18 protein-coding genes are annotated in these 14635 nt (G+C 62.5%); 13 read left to right on the forward strand and 5 right to left on the reverse strand.

Features of this window, described 5'->3' with window-relative positions; translation table 11 throughout:
• The first annotated feature begins 118 nt into the window (after positions 1 to 118).
• From hisB to coaA, 7 genes are read left to right on the forward strand one after another with little or no spacing between them, the layout of a single operon-like run.
• Positions 119 to 727, forward strand: coding sequence for an imidazoleglycerol-phosphate dehydratase HisB (gene hisB / locus OVA00_RS19175; protein WP_034802151.1), 609 nt, complete (start codon positions 119 to 121; stop codon positions 725 to 727).
• A gap of 24 nt (positions 728 to 751) precedes the next feature.
• Entirely contained in the window at positions 752 to 1222 is a 471-nt protein-coding gene (locus tag OVA00_RS19180) for a DUF2628 domain-containing protein (protein ID WP_268089471.1), read from the forward strand.
• A complete protein-coding gene (gene hisH / locus OVA00_RS19185) occupies positions 1222 to 1872 on the forward strand; it encodes an imidazole glycerol phosphate synthase subunit HisH (RefSeq protein WP_112977270.1) in 651 nt (216 codons plus the stop codon). Before OVA00_RS19180 ends, hisH begins: the two co-directional genes overlap by 1 nt.
• 28 nt (positions 1873 to 1900) lie before the next feature.
• Positions 1901 to 2638, forward strand: a complete 738-nt coding sequence (gene hisA / locus OVA00_RS19190) for a 1-(5-phosphoribosyl)-5-[(5-phosphoribosylamino)methylideneamino]imidazole-4-carboxamide isomerase (RefSeq protein WP_060521552.1) — start codon at positions 1901 to 1903, stop codon at positions 2636 to 2638.
• A 3-nt stretch (positions 2639 to 2641) separates the two neighbouring features.
• The gene (gene hisF / locus OVA00_RS19195) at positions 2642 to 3418 is read left to right on the forward strand and encodes an imidazole glycerol phosphate synthase subunit HisF (protein WP_034802161.1); all 777 of its coding nucleotides are present in this window, start codon (positions 2642 to 2644) and stop codon (positions 3416 to 3418) included.
• 15 nt (positions 3419 to 3433) lie between these two features.
• Positions 3434 to 3757, forward strand: coding sequence for a phosphoribosyl-ATP diphosphatase (locus OVA00_RS19200; RefSeq protein WP_192438712.1), 324 nt, complete (start codon positions 3434 to 3436; stop codon positions 3755 to 3757).
• Positions 3754 to 4746, forward strand: a complete 993-nt coding sequence (gene coaA / locus OVA00_RS19205; protein WP_060521550.1) for a type I pantothenate kinase — start codon at positions 3754 to 3756, stop codon at positions 4744 to 4746. Before OVA00_RS19200 ends, coaA begins: the two co-directional genes overlap by 4 nt.
• A gap of 15 nt (positions 4747 to 4761) precedes the next feature.
• On the opposite strand, the gene OVA00_RS19210 is transcribed toward coaA, so the two are convergent.
• The 5 genes from OVA00_RS19210 to OVA00_RS19230 form a co-directional block, all read right to left on the reverse strand.
• Entirely contained in the window at positions 4762 to 5373 is a 612-nt protein-coding gene (locus OVA00_RS19210) for an alpha-ketoglutarate-dependent dioxygenase AlkB (protein ID WP_060521549.1), read from the reverse strand.
• A 12-nt stretch (positions 5374 to 5385) separates the two neighbouring features.
• Positions 5386 to 5823, reverse strand: coding sequence for a hypothetical protein (locus tag OVA00_RS19215; protein ID WP_234852608.1), 438 nt, complete (start codon positions 5821 to 5823; stop codon positions 5386 to 5388).
• Between the two features lie 2 nt (positions 5824 to 5825).
• Positions 5826 to 6299, reverse strand: coding sequence for a peptidoglycan-binding protein LysM (gene lysM / locus OVA00_RS19220; RefSeq protein ID WP_034802175.1), 474 nt, complete (start codon positions 6297 to 6299; stop codon positions 5826 to 5828).
• Positions 6300 to 6377: 78 nt separating this feature from the next.
• A complete protein-coding gene (gene arfB, locus OVA00_RS19225) occupies positions 6378 to 6812 on the reverse strand; it encodes an alternative ribosome rescue aminoacyl-tRNA hydrolase ArfB (RefSeq protein ID WP_034801693.1) in 435 nt (144 codons plus the stop codon).
• Between the two features lie 203 nt (positions 6813 to 7015).
• Positions 7016 to 8626: a phosphoenolpyruvate carboxykinase gene (locus OVA00_RS19230; protein WP_060608919.1), complete on the reverse strand. Its 1611-nt coding sequence runs from the start codon at positions 8624 to 8626 to the stop codon at positions 7016 to 7018.
• Between the two features lie 324 nt (positions 8627 to 8950).
• On the opposite strand from OVA00_RS19230, the gene chvI reads away from it, so the two are divergent.
• From chvI to ahcY, 6 genes are all read left to right on the forward strand, one after another.
• Positions 8951 to 9676: a two-component system response regulator ChvI gene (chvI, locus tag OVA00_RS19235; protein WP_060521546.1), complete on the forward strand. Its 726-nt coding sequence runs from the start codon at positions 8951 to 8953 to the stop codon at positions 9674 to 9676.
• Positions 9677 to 9915: 239 nt separating this feature from the next.
• On the forward strand, positions 9916 to 11649 hold the full coding sequence (locus tag OVA00_RS19240; RefSeq protein WP_218685636.1) for a sensor histidine kinase: 1734 nt from the start codon (positions 9916 to 9918) through the stop codon (positions 11647 to 11649).
• Entirely contained in the window at positions 11646 to 12104 is a 459-nt protein-coding gene (locus OVA00_RS19245; protein ID WP_060521544.1) for an HPr kinase/phosphorylase, read from the forward strand. Before OVA00_RS19240 ends, OVA00_RS19245 begins: the two co-directional genes overlap by 4 nt.
• A 156-nt stretch (positions 12105 to 12260) precedes the next feature.
• Positions 12261 to 12662, forward strand: a complete 402-nt coding sequence (locus OVA00_RS19250) for a PTS sugar transporter subunit IIA (protein ID WP_034801684.1) — start codon at positions 12261 to 12263, stop codon at positions 12660 to 12662.
• A complete protein-coding gene (locus tag OVA00_RS19255; RefSeq protein WP_034801682.1) occupies positions 12662 to 12952 on the forward strand; it encodes an HPr family phosphocarrier protein in 291 nt (96 codons plus the stop codon). Before OVA00_RS19250 ends, OVA00_RS19255 begins: the two co-directional genes overlap by 1 nt.
• Before the next feature lie 166 nt (positions 12953 to 13118).
• On the forward strand, positions 13119 to 14519 hold the full coding sequence (gene ahcY / locus OVA00_RS19260; protein WP_034801698.1) for an adenosylhomocysteinase: 1401 nt from the start codon (positions 13119 to 13121) through the stop codon (positions 14517 to 14519).
• Positions 14520 to 14635 lie beyond the last annotated feature (116 nt).

Genomic DNA, 14635 nt, shown 5'->3' on the forward strand with positions numbered 1-14635 from the left:
CGCCGGGGCAATCTTCGTTCGGCGACTGTCACCGGATGATTCGAATCGACCGCTCAAGTTCTGGATATTTCAGCTTTTGCCTGATAAGGAGCCGCGTCAGCGTATACAGGAGAGCCCGATGGCAGAAGCCACGTCCAGCCGCACCGCAGAGGTTTCGCGAAAGACCAACGAAACCGCGGTATCCGTATCGGTCAACATCGACGGCACCGGAATCGCCAAGATTTCGACCGGCGTCGGTTTCTTCGACCATATGCTGGACCAGCTCGCCCGACATTCGCTGATCGACATGGAGATCAAGACTGACGGCGACCTGCATGTCGACGACCACCATACGGTCGAGGACACGGGCATTGCCATCGGCCAGGCGATTGCCAAGGCGCTTGGCGACCGGCGCGGCATCACCCGCTATGCCTCGCTCGATCTTGCGATGGACGAAACGATGACCCGCGCGGCAGTGGACGTTTCCGGCCGGCCGTTCCTCGTCTGGAACGTGACCTTCACGTCGCCGAAAATCGGCACCTTCGACACGGAACTCGTGCGCGAATTCTTCCAGGCGCTCGCCCAGCATGCCGGGATCACGCTGCATATCCAGAACATCTACGGCGCCAACAACCATCATATCGCCGAAACCTGCTTCAAGTCCGTCGCCCGCGTGCTCCGCACCGCAACCGAAATCGACCCGCGCCAGGCCGGCCGCGTTCCCTCGACCAAGGGGACCCTTGCCTAAGCGGCCAGTCACTGGCTTTGACTCATGGCTTCTTACATGATCCTCACCCCGCCGGGTGCGCGCGCCAACGACGAGCGGGCGCGCTTCGTCGCCGACGGCTTTTCCTGGTGGGCCTTCCTTTTCCCGGCGCTCTGGCTTCTCGCCAAGCGTCAATGGGCAATCGGAATCGCAGTTGCTGTTCTGCAGATCTCGTTAATATTCCTGTCGAACCACGAGAGCGGCTTCTTGCCATCTCTCCTGGCGCAGCTCGCGCTTCGGCTGGTGGTGGCGCTCGAAGGGCCGGTTCTGCTGGCACGCAGCCTGACGGCCCGTGACTGGACGCTGCGTTCCATCGTTCCGGCGCCCAATCTCGAAGCGGCCGAAGAGATCTATTTCACGAGCCTGGCTTCGAACGAGACCAAGCCCGCCGCCCCCTCCCCGGCCGACTGGACCGTGCGCAAGCCCTCAAGTGGCGGCCCCGGCCTCGGCCTTTTTGATTCCTACGGAGAACGCTGATGCGCGTCGCCATCATCGATTACGGCTCGGGCAATCTGCGCTCGGCCACCAAGGCCTTTGAACGGGCCGCCCACGAAGCCGGCATTGCAGCCGAGATCGACCTTACCGACAAGCCGGAACGGGTGGCGAGCGCCGACCGCATCGTGCTTCCGGGCGTCGGCGCCTATGCCGATTGCCGCCGCGGCCTTGCTGCCGTCGACGGCATGGAGCAAGCGTTGACCGAGGCGGTCGAACAGGCTGGGCGACCCTTCCTCGGCATCTGCGTCGGCATGCAGCTGATGTCGTCGCGCGGACTTGAAAAGACCATCACCCACGGTTTTGGCTGGATCCCCGGCGATGTCGTCGAGATGACGCCCGCCGACACCACGCTGAAGATCCCGCAGATCGGCTGGAATACGCTGAAGCTCAAGCGCGAGCACCCGCTGTTTGACGGCATCCGTGTTGGCGAAGCCGGCCTGCATGCCTATTTTGTGCATTCGTACCACCTGGCCGCTGAGGACGCCGCCGACGTGGTCGCCGAGGCCGACTATGGCGGGCCGGTCACGGCCTTCGTCGCCAACGGCAACAAGGCGGGCTCGCAGTTCCACCCGGAAAAGAGCCAGGCGCTTGGCCTTGCCCTCATCTCGAATTTCCTGCGCTGGAAGCCCTGAGCTTTCGCACGACTGATTGGACAGACCCATGATCCTTTTTCCCGCGATCGACCTGAAAGACGGGCAATGCGTGCGCCTGAAGCTTGGCGACATGGACCAGGCGACGGTTTACAACCCCGACCCGGCGGCCCAGGCCCGCGCCTTTGAAGACCAGGGCTTCGAATGGCTGCACGTGGTCGACCTCAACGGCGCGTTTGCCGGTGAGACGGTCAACGGTACCGCCGTTGACGCCATTCTCAAGGCGACCAAAAACCCGGTGCAGCTCGGCGGCGGCATCCGCACGCTCGACCATATCGAAAACTGGCTGTCGCGCGGGCTTGCCCGCGTCATCCTCGGCACCGTGGCTGTCCGTGATCCGGCGCTCGTGATCGAGGCCTGCCGCAAATTCCCCGGCAAGGTCGCCGTCGGCATCGACGCCAAGGGCGGCAAGGTTGCCGTCGAAGGCTGGGCCGAGGCTTCCGAACTCGGCGTGATCGAGCTTGCCAAGAAGTTCGAGGGCGCCGGCGTTTCGGCGATCATCTATACCGACATCGACCGCGACGGCATCCTGACCGGTATCAACTGGGCTTCGACGCTGGAACTGGCGGACGCGGTTTCCATTCCTGTCATCGCATCGGGCGGTCTCGCCTCGATGGACGATATCCGCCGCATGGTCGAGCCGGACGCGCGCAAGCTCGAAGGCGCCATCTCCGGCCGCGCGCTCTATGACGGCCGCATCGACCCGCAGGAGGCGCTGGAGCTGATCCGCGCTGCGAGAAAGGCTTGAACCATGACGCTTAAAGCCCGCGTTATCCCCTGCCTCGACGTCAAGGACGGCCGTGTCGTCAAGGGCGTCAACTTCGTCGACCTGATCGACGCCGGTGACCCCGTGGAAGCGGCCCGCGCCTATGACGCTGCCGGCGCCGACGAGCTCTGCTTCCTCGACATCACCGCGTCCTCGGACAATCGCGAGACGATCTTCGACGTCATCGCCCGTACGGCCGAACAGTGCTTCATGCCGCTGACCGTCGGCGGCGGCGTGCGCCAGGTTTCCGACATCCGCAAGCTGCTTCTGGCCGGCGCCGACAAGGTGTCAATCAACACGGCTGCGGTAAAGAACCCGGAATTCGTCGCCGAAGCCGCCGACAAGTTCGGCAACCAGTGCATCGTCGTCGCGATCGACGCCAAGAAGGTCTCGACGGATGGCGAAGCGGATCGCTGGGAGATCTTCACCCATGGCGGACGCCAGCCGACCGGCATCGACGCGATCGATTTTGCCCGTCGGGTGGTCGATCTCGGCGCCGGCGAGATCCTTTTGACCTCGATGGACCGTGACGGCACCAAGAGCGGCTATGACATCGCACTTACCCGCGCCGTCGCCGACGCGGTCCGCGCGCCCGTTATCGCGTCGGGTGGCGTCGGCACACTCGACCACATGGTCGCCGGCATCAAGGACGGTCACGCGACCGCGGTCCTTGCCGCCTCCATCTTCCACTTCGGCACCTATAGCATTGGCGAAACCAAGCGCTATATGGCGGAGCATGGCATCGCCATGCGCCTCGACTGAGCTTCAGGATCTCCCATGGGCGACTTCACACTTTCCGACCTCGAAGCCATCGTCGCGATACGCGCGATAGCGGCGCCGGACGAATCCTGGACGGCAAAACTGGTGGCAAGCGGCCAGCCGAAGGCGGCGAAGAAACTCGGCGAGGAAGCGGTTGAAACCGTGATCGCGGCCATCAGCAATGACCGCGCAAATCTCGTCGCCGAAAGCGCCGATCTCCTCTATCATCTAATGGTCGTATTGAAGATCGCCGACGTTCCGTTGCAGGATGTGCTCAACGAACTTCAGCGACGGACCAACCAATCCGGCCTGCAGGAAAAGGCAAATCGGCAGACCCCATGACGATCGCGGCGAAAGACATCGAAGCAGCCGACCTGCCCGACAACCTCCAGAAGCGGGACTACTCGCCCTATCATTTCTTCACCGCCGAGGAATGGTCGCGCTTTCGCGCCGATACGCCGATGACGCTGACGGCCGACGAGGTCCAGCGGCTGCGCTCGTTGAACGACCCCGTCGATCTCGGCGAGGTCCGGCAGATCTACCTGTCGCTGTCACGCCTGCTTTCGACCCATGTGGAATCGTCGCAAATGCTCTTCGAGCAGCGCAAGCGCTTCCTCAGCATGTCCGAGACGAAGACCCCCTTCGTCATCGGCATTGCCGGATCGGTCGCCGTCGGCAAGTCGACGACGGCCCGTATCCTGGCGCAGCTTCTGGCGCGTTGGCCGTCGAGCCCGAAGGTCGACCTGGTGACAACAGACGGTTTTCTCTATCCGAACGCCGTGCTCCAGCGCGAAAACATGATGGACCGCAAGGGCTTTCCGGAGAGCTACGACGTCGGCGCGCTCCTGCGCTTCCTGTCGGCGATCAAGGCCGGCCAGCCGAACGTCAAGGCGCCCAGCTATTCGCACCTGACCTATGACGTGCTGCCCGACCAGTTCACGGTCATCGACCGGCCAGATATCCTGATCTTCGAAGGCATCAACGTTCTGCAGTCGCGCAACCTGCCGGCCGACGGCAAGATCGTGCCGATGGTCTCGGATTTCTTCGACTTCTCGATCTATATCGATGCCGAGGAAAGCCTGATCCACAGCTGGTATGTCAACCGCTTCATGCGGTTGCGCGAAACCGCCTTCAAGAATCCGGAATCCTATTTCCACCGCTACGCCACCATCAGCGAGGATGCAGCCCGGGCCATTGCCGAGGGATTGTGGCACAACATCAACCTGAAGAACCTGCACCAGAACATCCTGCCGACGCGCCCGCGCGCCGACCTGATCCTGCAAAAGGGCCCGAACCATCTGACCGAAAAGGTGGCGCTCAGAAAGCTCTAAGCTTTCGGTGCATCCTCAGGGATTGACGCGGCGGAGTGTCAGATTGACCCGCCCGCCATTCTTCAGCAGCGTCGACGTGCTTGGATAGATCCGGTCGACGCCATGGAAGGCGAGACGCCCTTCCCCACCCAGCACCACGACATCGCCGCTTTCCAGCCGGAAGGACATGGTCTGGCCGCCGCGCGTATTGCCACCCACGCGGAAGAGGCAGCTGTCACCAAGCGAGATCGAGACGACGGCGGTTTCAAGATCGCGCTCGTCGCGATCCTGGTGCAGCCCCATACGGGCCTCTTCGGAATAGAAGTTTACCAGGCAGGCCTCGGGCGTCTTGCTGCTTGCGGAAACCGCATCCCAGATATCGAGCAGGATCTCCGGCATGACCGGCCAGGGGCGGCCGGTCACCGGATGCTGAGACTGGTAACGATAGCCGCGATCGCGATCCGTGACCCAGCCGAGCGCGCCGCAATTGGTCATGCGCACCGACATGGGTTTGCCAGTCTTCGGCATTTCCGGCACGAACAGCGGCGCTTCGGCAACGACTGACCGAATGGCCTCGACCAGTTGCTCTTGCCGGGCACGATCGAGATAACCCGGAATATGTCTGATCCCTTTCGGGAGCACCTGCATGAGAAGCAGTCCTTATTGTTCCAGGCCGAGAAGTGCCGCCGGCACACCGTAGCGAAGCGGCCAGCCGGCATAGGCCACATCCGTCGGCCCAACGACGTGATCGACCAGGTTCCAGCGGCCATTCTGGAAGCTGACGAGCGCGAACACCGTCAGACCATCCATCATGTCGGCTTCGTCGCGCAACCCGGTTTGCGGCAGGTCGATGGATCCGCCACCCGGCCGTTGCGGCTCGACCTGCATGAAGGCCCAGTTGGGTGCGGCACGCATGGTGGTGACGACGAATTCGACGGGACCACGCATCTCGGCTTCGACCGCGGGGCGGATCGCGTCGAGGATGGCGGCACGCTCCGTACTGCCCTTGGCGGGTTCACGGAAAGGCTGCGCCAAAGAACCGCTGGCAAGCCAGAGGCTTGCCAGCGCGGCAACGACGAGAGAACGCCTGAAGGACACGCTCAGGCCGCATCCAGATCCGGAATGCGCAGAACCTGGCCGGGATAGATCTTGTCCGGATGGGTCAGCATCGGCTTGTTGGCTTCGAAGATCACCGTGTGCTTGGCGCCCTTGCCCTTGCCGTACTGCGCCTCGGCAATCTTCCAGAGGTTATCGCCCTTCTTGACCGTATAGAAGACGGGCTCCTTTGCCGGAGCAGGTGCTGCGCCGGCATCGGCGACCTTGAGTTCGGAGGCCTCGACTGCGGACACGCCGAGCGTGTTGCCGACGGCGACGACGGCCTTTTCGAAGACGCTCTGGTCCTTCACGACACCCTTCAGCACGACCTTGTCACCGGCCACTTCGACCTGCACGTCCTTGGTGCCGAGATCGTGGGATGCAAGTTCCTTCTGAACGCTTTCGGCATCCGGAGCATCGTCGTCGCCGCCGATGCCAAGCTTCTTGCCGGCGTTCTTGATAAAGCTGAAAAGACCCATGAATATCTCCTTTTGCGAAAACACTGCTCGATAAGAGAGGGCGCTGCCCGCCAAAAGGCAAGGGAGCCGCAAAAAGAATCAATCGCCTCCAGGCCGGCCCCTGAGCTTCTTGATCTCCCCGCGACCCGACTTCTCCTTGAGACGCCGCTCGACGGAGCCGCGCGTCGGCTTGGTCTTCTTGCGCGGCGGCGGCGGGGGTTCGGCAGCCTTCAGGATCAACTCCTTCAGCCGCTCGCGCGCATCCTCGCGGTTGCGCTCCTGGCTGCGAAAGCGGCTCGCCTCGATCATCAGCACGCCCTCTTTCGAGGCGCGCTTGCCGGCGATCTTCAGGGCGTTGGCCTTGATGCGATCGGAAAGCGCCGGAGACGCCTGGACGTTGAAGAACAGCTGAACGGCGGTCGACACCTTGTTGACGTTCTGCCCGCCCGGGCCACCGGCCAGCACGAATTGCTCCGTCAGCTCCCAGCCGGCAAGGACGATATTGTCGTTTATGTAGAGCGGGTCGCTGGCCATGGTTCACCTCGGCCCGATCTATGGCACAGAGCGAACCCGTTGAAAACACTGCGGCGCCGCGCGTCTCATCAGAGGCGCAAAGGTCGCCGTAGCACTTTGGCTCGCCTTAGATCGAAGAGGATTTAAAGGGACACAGAGCGGGCGCGAAAGCGAAAAACCCGGCCACAAGGACCGGGTTTCACGTGAATCATAGCCGACAATGTTTATTCGGCGGCGATCTTCGTACCGGGAGCCGCGTCGCGAACGCTGCCGTCCACATGGCTCTCGAACTTGGCGAAGTTCGTGATGAACATGTCGACCAGGCGGCGGGCCTGTGCGTCATAGGCTGCACCATCGGCCCAGGTCGAGCGTGGGTCGAGGATGCCGTCGTCGACGCCCGGGACCGAGACCGGAACGGCAAAGCCGAAGTTGGCATCGGTGCGCAGTTCCGCAGCGTTCAGCGAACCGTCAAGCGCGGCCGCGAGCAGAGCGCGCGTCACCTTGATCGGCATGCGGCTGCCGGTGCCGTAGGCGCCGCCGGTCCAGCCCGTGTTCACCAGCCAGCAGGTGACGCCGTTCTTGGCGATCAGGTCCTTCAGCAGGTTGCCGTATTCCGACGGGTGACGCGGCATGAACGGTGCGCCGAAGCAGGTCGAGAAGGTGGCTTCCGGCTCGGTAACGCCCTTTTCCGTGCCGGCGACCTTGGCGGTGTAGCCGGAAAGGAAGTGGTACATCGCCTGTTCCGGCGTCAGCTTGGCAATCGGCGGCATCACGCCGAAGGCATCGGCGGTCAGCATGATGATGGTGCGCGGCTGCGGTGCGGTGCCGGTGGCGCTGGCATTCGGGATGAAGTCGAGCGGATAGGCGCAACGGGTGTTTTCCGTCAGCGAACCGTCGTCGAAATCCGGAACGCGGCGCTCGTCAAGCACGACGTTTTCCATGACGGTGCCGAAGCGGCGGGTCGTGGCGTAGATTTCCGGCTCGGCGGCTTCCGACAGGCGGATCGCCTTGGCGTAGCAGCCGCCTTCGAAGTTGAAGACGCCCTGCTCGCCCCAGCCGTGCTCGTCGTCGCCGATCAGCGTGCGGGTCGGGTCGGCCGAAAGCGTCGTCTTGCCAGTGCCGGAGAGGCCGAAGAAGATCGCGGTGTCGCCGGCCGCGCCCACGTTTGCCGAGCAGTGCATCGGCATGACGCCCTTCTTCGGCAGCAGGTAGTTGAGAACGGTGAAGACCGACTTCTTCATTTCGCCGGCATAGGACGTGCCGCCGATGAGGATCAGGCCGTTGGTGAAGTCGCAGGCGATGACCGTCTCGGTGCGGCAGCCGTAGCGCTCCGGATCCGCCTTGAAGCTGGGCAGATCGATGATCGTCAGCTTCGGCAGGAAGGATCCGAGCGCTTCGCGGGCTGGGCGAATCAGCAGATTGCGGATGAACAGCGAATGCCAGGCGTACTCGGTAACGACGCGCGTCGGCAGGGCGTTGTCGGCATCGGCGCCGCCAACCAGGTCCTGCACGTAGAGCGACATGCCCTTGGCGTGCTCAAGCATATCCTTGCGCAGCAGGGCAAAATGCTCCGGAGACATCGGCTTGTTGTTGTCCCACCAGATCTGATCGTCGGTGTTCGCATCGCGAACGACGAACTTGTCCTTCGGCGAGCGACCGGTGTGCTGGCCGGTACGGGCGACGAGCGCACCGTGTGCCGTCAGCTCAGCCTCGCCGCGGCGAAGAGCTTCCTCATAAAGCTCTGCGGCTTCGAGGTTGTACCGAACCGTTTCCAGGTCGATAAAGCCGAGTTTTTCCAAGCCGTTCGCGAGATTGCGAGTGCCGAGTTGCTCCATGGTCAAGCTTCCTTCGTGTTTGGCCATTGGCGTTGAATTTCGCCGGACCTTACTTGCATGCTCGCTCAAAAACAAGGCGACGTCAAAAAAAGAATAATGATTTCAGTATATTAATCGATTTAAAGAAAATTATCGTTTTTTTAATCGGTTGAAATCGGCCTCCCGAACACCGATCTGACAGGACCTATCCTATCGTCACGACAGGTGCTTTTTGGGCTTCGCCACAATTTGTTCCACCTTTATACTCACTAACGCACCCGTGACTCGCGAATGCCGGAGTTTTCGGGGACGGGACCGGCACCTCAAAAGACGGAGTTGAACACGATGCAGACCATCGCGCTTGTCGATGATGACCGGAATATTCTGACGTCCGTATCCATCGCCCTGGAGGCAGAAGGCTACAAAGTCGAGACCTATACCGACGGCGCTTCCGCGCTCGAAGGCCTGCTCGCCCGGCCGCCGCAGCTTGCGATCTTCGACATCAAGATGCCGCGTATGGACGGCATGGAATTACTGCGCCGCCTGAGGCAGAAGTCGGACCTGCCGGTGATCTTCCTCACCTCCAAGGATGAAGAGATCGACGAACTCTTCGGCCTGAAGATGGGCGCCGACGACTTCATCACCAAGCCGTTTTCGCAGCGCCTTCTGGTCGAACGCGTCAAGGCGATCCTGCGCCGCGCCGCCAACCGCGAAGCCGCGGCCGCCAATCCGAACAATGCCGTCAAGGCAACCGACGCGCCGTCGCGCTCGCTCGAGCGTGGGCAGTTGGTGATGGACCAGGAGCGCCACACCTGCACCTGGAAGAGCGAGCCGGTGACCCTGACGGTGACGGAATTCCTCATTCTTCATTCGCTGGCGCAGCGCCCGGGCGTGGTGAAGAGCCGCGACGCACTGATGGACGCGGCCTATGACGAACAGGTCTATGTCGACGACCGCACCATCGACAGCCACATCAAGCGGCTGCGCAAGAAGTTCAAGATGGTCGACAACGACTTCGACATGATCGAGACGCTTTACGGTGTCGGCTATCGTTTCCGGGAGAGTGCCTGAGCCTCGGGGCTTGCCATCGAGCCCAGAGTGGCGCATTTGAAGCGGCGCGATGGTGATGGCCTCATCTGAGGCTCGACACGATCTCCGCCGTCTTCGGATCAACACCATGGAAGGCGGCGCAACCGGCCGGCAGCGCCGCCGCTATCGAACGATTATGAAGGACAGTCCGCGCGGGAGCGGGACATTTGGTAGAAGTCTTGCACGGCGACATTGAAGACACTGACGGGCGTGCCCAGGCACTGAAGGGCCAGCGCCGCTGGGCGCATCCCTTTACGCTCATTCGTCGTCTCTTCGGCAATGCCGTCTTCTCGAGCCTCACCCGCCGTATCGTCTTCTTTAACCTGGTGGCGCTCGTCGTTCTGGTCGGCGGCATCATGTACCTAAACCAGTTCCGCGAGGGGCTGATCGACGCGCGCGTCGAAAGCCTTTTGACCCAGGGCGAAATCATTGCGGGCGCGATCTCGGCCTCCGCTTCGGTCGATACCAATTCGATCACCATCGATCCCGAAAAGCTGCTGGAACTGCAGGCCGGCCAGAGCATCACGCCGCTGCCGAGCGACGAGGATCTCGACTTCCCGATCATCCAGGAGCGTGTCGCGCCGGTTCTGCGCCGGCTGATCTCGCCGACGCGCACCCGCGCCCGGCTGTTCGACGCGGACGCCGACTTGCTGCTCGATTCGCGCCATCTCTATAGCGGCGGCCAGGTGCTGCGCTTCGACCTGCCGCCGATCGAGCCGGAGGCGACGGGCATCGGCGAAAAGCTCAACAGCTGGCTGAACAAGCTTTTGCAGCCGGGCAATCTGCCGCTCTATAAAGAACCGCCGGGTGGCAACGGCTCGATCTACCCTGAGGTGACCAATGCTCTGACGGGCGTGCGCGGCTATGTCGAGCGCGTTACCGAGAAGGGCGAGCTTATCGTTTCCGTGGCGGTGCCCGTCCAGCGCTTCCGCGCCGTTCTCGGCGTGCTCCTGCTTTCGACCCAGGCCGGCGACATCGACAAGATCGTCCAGGCCGAGCGCCTCGCCATCATCCGCGTCTTCGGCGTCGCGGCGCTCGTCAACATCATCCTGTCGCTGCTTCTGTCGTCGACGATCGCCAATCCGCTGCGCAGGCTTGCGGCAGCAGCGGTGCGCGTGCGCCGCGGCGGCGCCAAGGAGCGCGAGGAAATTCCCGACTTCTCCTCGCGCCAGGACGAGATCGGCAACCTATCGGTCGCGCTGCGTGAGATGACGACTGCGCTCTATGACCGGATCGCCGCGATCGAAAACTTTGCCGCCGACGTCAGCCACGAGCTGAAAAACCCCCTCACCTCACTGCGTAGCGCCGTCGAGACGCTGCCTTTGGCGCGGACCGACGAATCGAAGAAGCGGCTGATGGACGTCATCCAGCATGACGTCCGCCGCCTCGATCGCCTGATCAGCGATATCTCGGACGCCTCGCGTCTCGACGCGGAACTTGCCCGCAGCGACGCCAAGACGATCGATCTCGAAAAACTCCTCGGCGACCTCGTCGATATCTCGCGCCAGGTCCGAAGCAAGAAGAAGGCGGTGCTGCTCGATTTCGTCATCGACCGCAAGGACAGCCCCAAGGCGCGCTTTGCCGTCAGCGGCTACGACCTGCGCATCGGCCAGATCATCACCAACCTGATCGAAAACGCCCGTTCCTTCGTTCCCGAGGACGGCGGGCGGATCGTCGTGCGCCTCACCCGCTCGCGCTCGCGCTGCCTCGTCTATGTCGAGGACAACGGCCCGGGCATCCAGGCAGAAGACATCGACCGCATTTTCGAGCGCTTCTATACCGACCGGCCGGAAGGCGAGGATTTTGGACAGAACTCCGGCCTCGGGCTGTCGATCTCCAGGCAGATCGCTGAAGCCCATGGCGGCACGCTCAAGGCCGAGAACATCGCCGGACCGGATGGCCATATCACCGGCGCGCGCTTCGTCCTGTCCCTGCCCGCCGAGCCGCACGCGTGACAACGGCCCGCGCCAATGTCCACGGCACCGCAATCGTGCTCGGGACGCGCGGCTTCCTGCTTACCGGCCCGTCCGGCAGCGGCAAATCCAGACTGGCGCTCGCCTGCATCACGGCCGCCCGGCAGACCGGACATTTCGCGGCGCTCGTCGCCGACGACCGGGTGAATCTTGCGCTCGAACACGACCGGATCGTGGCGCGCTGCCCGCCCTCCATTCACGGCCTCATCGAAATCCGCGGCGCCGGCATCGGCACGATCGAAACCGTGCCTGCCGCCGTGATGGACTGGGCCATTCTGCCCGTCGCCGCCCCATTCGACCCGCGGCTACCGCCCGAAGACGAGACATTGCCCCTGCCACTCGGGCGCGTATTGCCGATTGTTCGCGTTCCCGTTGAAGAGGGCGCCCAGGTTCTCAATATTTTGCAGGCGCTCATCGCTGAAAAAATAGGTTTCTAGCCCGATTTACCGTCAGCGCGACCGGAATTTCGGCATTTTTGGCTTGCACTTCCCCTTTTCCTTGCCAAGATGCCCTCCCCAACAGGTGGACGAAATTGCTGCATTGCGATATCTGGCCATCAGTGAATTGCGTGTGCAGTTGGAGCGAAGATACCCATGATCGGACTTGTGCTTGTCACCCATGGCAAGCTGGCTGAGGAATTTCGACATGCGCTTGAGCATGTTGTCGGTCCGCAAAAAGCTATAGAGACCGTCTGCATCGGCCCCGAGGACGACATGGACCAGCGTCGGCAGGATATCCTCGACGCGGTCACCAATGTCGACGAAGGCAACGGCGTCATCATTCTCACCGACATGTTCGGCGGGACCCCCTCCAACCTCGCCATCTCGGTGATGCGCAGCGGCACCGTCGAAGTGATCGCCGGCGTCAACCTGCCGATGCTGATCAAGCTTGCGGGCGTGCGCGGCGAGAGCGACATGGACAAGGCACTTGTCGAGGCCTCCGAGGCCGGGCGGAAATACATCAACGTCGCCAGCCGCGTCCTGAGTGGAAAGTAATGGATCACCGCCCCGACATGTCGCTGACGCGCGAACTGCTGATCATCAACAAGCGGGGCCTGCATGCGCGGGCGTCAGCAAAGTTCGTGCAGACGGTCGAGGCCTATGACGCCGAGATCACCGTTTCGAAGGACGGCATGACCGTTGGCGGAACCTCGATCATGGGGCTGATGATGCTGGCCGCCAGCACCGGCTGCAGCGTTTGCGTGACCGCCAGCGGCGCGCAGGCCGAACAAGCCCTGAACGCGCTCGACGCTCTGGTCGCCGACAAGTTCGGCGAAGAAATCTGACGGCAATATAAAGATATAAAGACTTCTTTATATCGAGGTTGCTCTCCACCCTGAATCCTGATAGATCGGTCGCACTCTCACCGCGTCGTATAGGCGTGGGAGGCATAATCGCGCCGCGGAGATGGCCAAGGCCGCGCGGCTTGAAGAGATCAGCCCGGAGAACTCCATGACCACCACTCAGGACTACATCGTCGCCGACATCGGACTTGCCGATTTCGGGCGCAAGGAAATTGCGATCGCCGAAACGGAAATGCCGGGCCTGATGGCCTGCCGCGAAGAGTTCGGCGCTTCGAAGCCGCTGAAGGGCGCGCGCATCACCGGCTCTCTGCACATGACCATCCAGACCGCCGTCCTCATCGAGACGCTGGTCGCGCTCGGCGCCGACGTACGCTGGGCTTCGTGCAACATCTTCTCGACCCAGGACCACGCCGCAGCCGCGATCGCCGCCAGCGGCGTTCCGGTCTTCGCCGTCAAGGGTGAGACGCTCGAAGAATACTGGACCTACACGGACAAGATCTTCCAGTGGGCCGACGGTGGCGTCTCGAACATGATCCTCGACGATGGTGGCGACGCCACCATGTACATCCTGCTCGGCGCCCGCGCCGAAGCCGGCGAGGACGTGCTCTCCAACCCGGGCTCCGAGGAAGAAGAAATCCTCGTCGCGCAGATCAAGAAGCGGCTTGCCGCTTCGCCGGGCTGGTTCACCAAGCAGCGCGACGCCATCAAGGGCGTGACCGAGGAAACCACCACCGGCGTCAACCGCCTCTACCAGCTCCAGGCCAAGGGCCTGCTGCCCTTCCCGGCGATCAACGTCAACGACAGCGTCACCAAGTCGAAGTTCGACAACAAGTACGGCTGCAAGGAATCGCTGGTCGACGGCATCCGCCGCGGCACCGACGTGATGATGGCCGGCAAGGTCGCCGTCGTCTGCGGTTACGGCGACGTCGGCAAGGGTTCGGCCGCCTCGCTTTCCGGCGCCGGCGCCCGCGTCAAGGTCACTGAAATCGACCCGATCTGCGCGCTCCAGGCCGCCATGGACGGCTTCGAAGTCGTCCAGCTCGAAGACGTCGTCTCCTCGGCCGACATCTTCATCACGACGACCGGCAACAAGGACGTCATCCGCATGGACCACATGCGCGAGATGAAGGACATGGCGATCGTCGGCAACATCGGCCACTTCGACAACGAGATCCAGGTCTCGGCTCTGCGTAACCTGAAGTGGACGAACATCAAGCCGCAGGTCGACATGATCGAGTTCCCGAAGGGCAATCGCATGATCCTGCTTTCGGAAGGTCGCCTGCTCAACCTCGGCAACGCCACCGGTCACCCGTCCTTCGTGATGTCGGCCTCGTTCTCCAACCAGGTCCTGGCCCAGATCGAGCTCTTCACCAAGGGTGAGAAGTACAAGAACGAAGTCTACGTCCTGCCCAAGGCGCTCGACGAGAAGGTCGCTCGGCTGCACCTCAAGAAGCTCGGCGCCAAGCTTTCGGAACTTTCCGAAGAGCAGGCCGACTACATCGGCGTGAAGACGCAGGGTCCGTTCAAGGCTGAGCACTACCGGTACTAATCCTTACCCGGGCAATCCACAACATCTTGTGGCCGCGTTCTTGACAAGAGAGCGCGGCCGCTTTTTTGGGCCTCTCCCTTCCCGACGATTCGACTAGGAAGTATGCTCTAACCCAT

Source organism: Ensifer sp. SL37, from assembly GCF_026672675.1.
In the GTDB taxonomy this organism is placed as follows: Bacteria; Pseudomonadota; Alphaproteobacteria; order Rhizobiales; family Rhizobiaceae; genus Ensifer; species Ensifer adhaerens.

Excerpts from the sequence above, each read along its gene's own strand:
- hisB (WP_034802151.1), top strand. The coding sequence starts at position 119 with ATGGCAGAAGCCACGTCCAGCCGCACCGCAGAGGTTTCGCGAAAGACC.
- OVA00_RS19180 (WP_268089471.1), top strand. The coding sequence starts at position 752 with ATGGCTTCTTACATGATCCTCACCCCGCCGGGTGCGCGCGCCAACGAC.
- hisH (WP_112977270.1), top strand. The coding sequence starts at position 1,222 with ATGCGCGTCGCCATCATCGATTACGGCTCGGGCAATCTGCGCTCGGCC.
- hisA (WP_060521552.1), top strand. The coding sequence starts at position 1,901 with ATGATCCTTTTTCCCGCGATCGACCTGAAAGACGGGCAATGCGTGCGC.
- hisF (WP_034802161.1), top strand. The coding sequence starts at position 2,642 with ATGACGCTTAAAGCCCGCGTTATCCCCTGCCTCGACGTCAAGGACGGC.
- OVA00_RS19200 (WP_192438712.1), top strand. The coding sequence starts at position 3,434 with ATGGGCGACTTCACACTTTCCGACCTCGAAGCCATCGTCGCGATACGC.
- coaA (WP_060521550.1), top strand. The coding sequence starts at position 3,754 with ATGACGATCGCGGCGAAAGACATCGAAGCAGCCGACCTGCCCGACAAC.
- OVA00_RS19210 (WP_060521549.1), bottom strand. The coding sequence starts at position 5,373 with ATGCAGGTGCTCCCGAAAGGGATCAGACATATTCCGGGTTATCTCGAT.
- lysM (WP_034802175.1), bottom strand. The coding sequence starts at position 6,299 with ATGGGTCTTTTCAGCTTTATCAAGAACGCCGGCAAGAAGCTTGGCATC.
- arfB (WP_034801693.1), bottom strand. The coding sequence starts at position 6,812 with ATGGCCAGCGACCCGCTCTACATAAACGACAATATCGTCCTTGCCGGC.
- OVA00_RS19230 (WP_060608919.1), bottom strand. The coding sequence starts at position 8,626 with ATGGAGCAACTCGGCACTCGCAATCTCGCGAACGGCTTGGAAAAACTC.
- chvI (WP_060521546.1), top strand. The coding sequence starts at position 8,951 with ATGCAGACCATCGCGCTTGTCGATGATGACCGGAATATTCTGACGTCC.
- OVA00_RS19250 (WP_034801684.1), top strand. The coding sequence starts at position 12,261 with ATGATCGGACTTGTGCTTGTCACCCATGGCAAGCTGGCTGAGGAATTT.
- OVA00_RS19255 (WP_034801682.1), top strand. The coding sequence starts at position 12,662 with ATGGATCACCGCCCCGACATGTCGCTGACGCGCGAACTGCTGATCATC.
- ahcY (WP_034801698.1), top strand. The coding sequence starts at position 13,119 with ATGACCACCACTCAGGACTACATCGTCGCCGACATCGGACTTGCCGAT.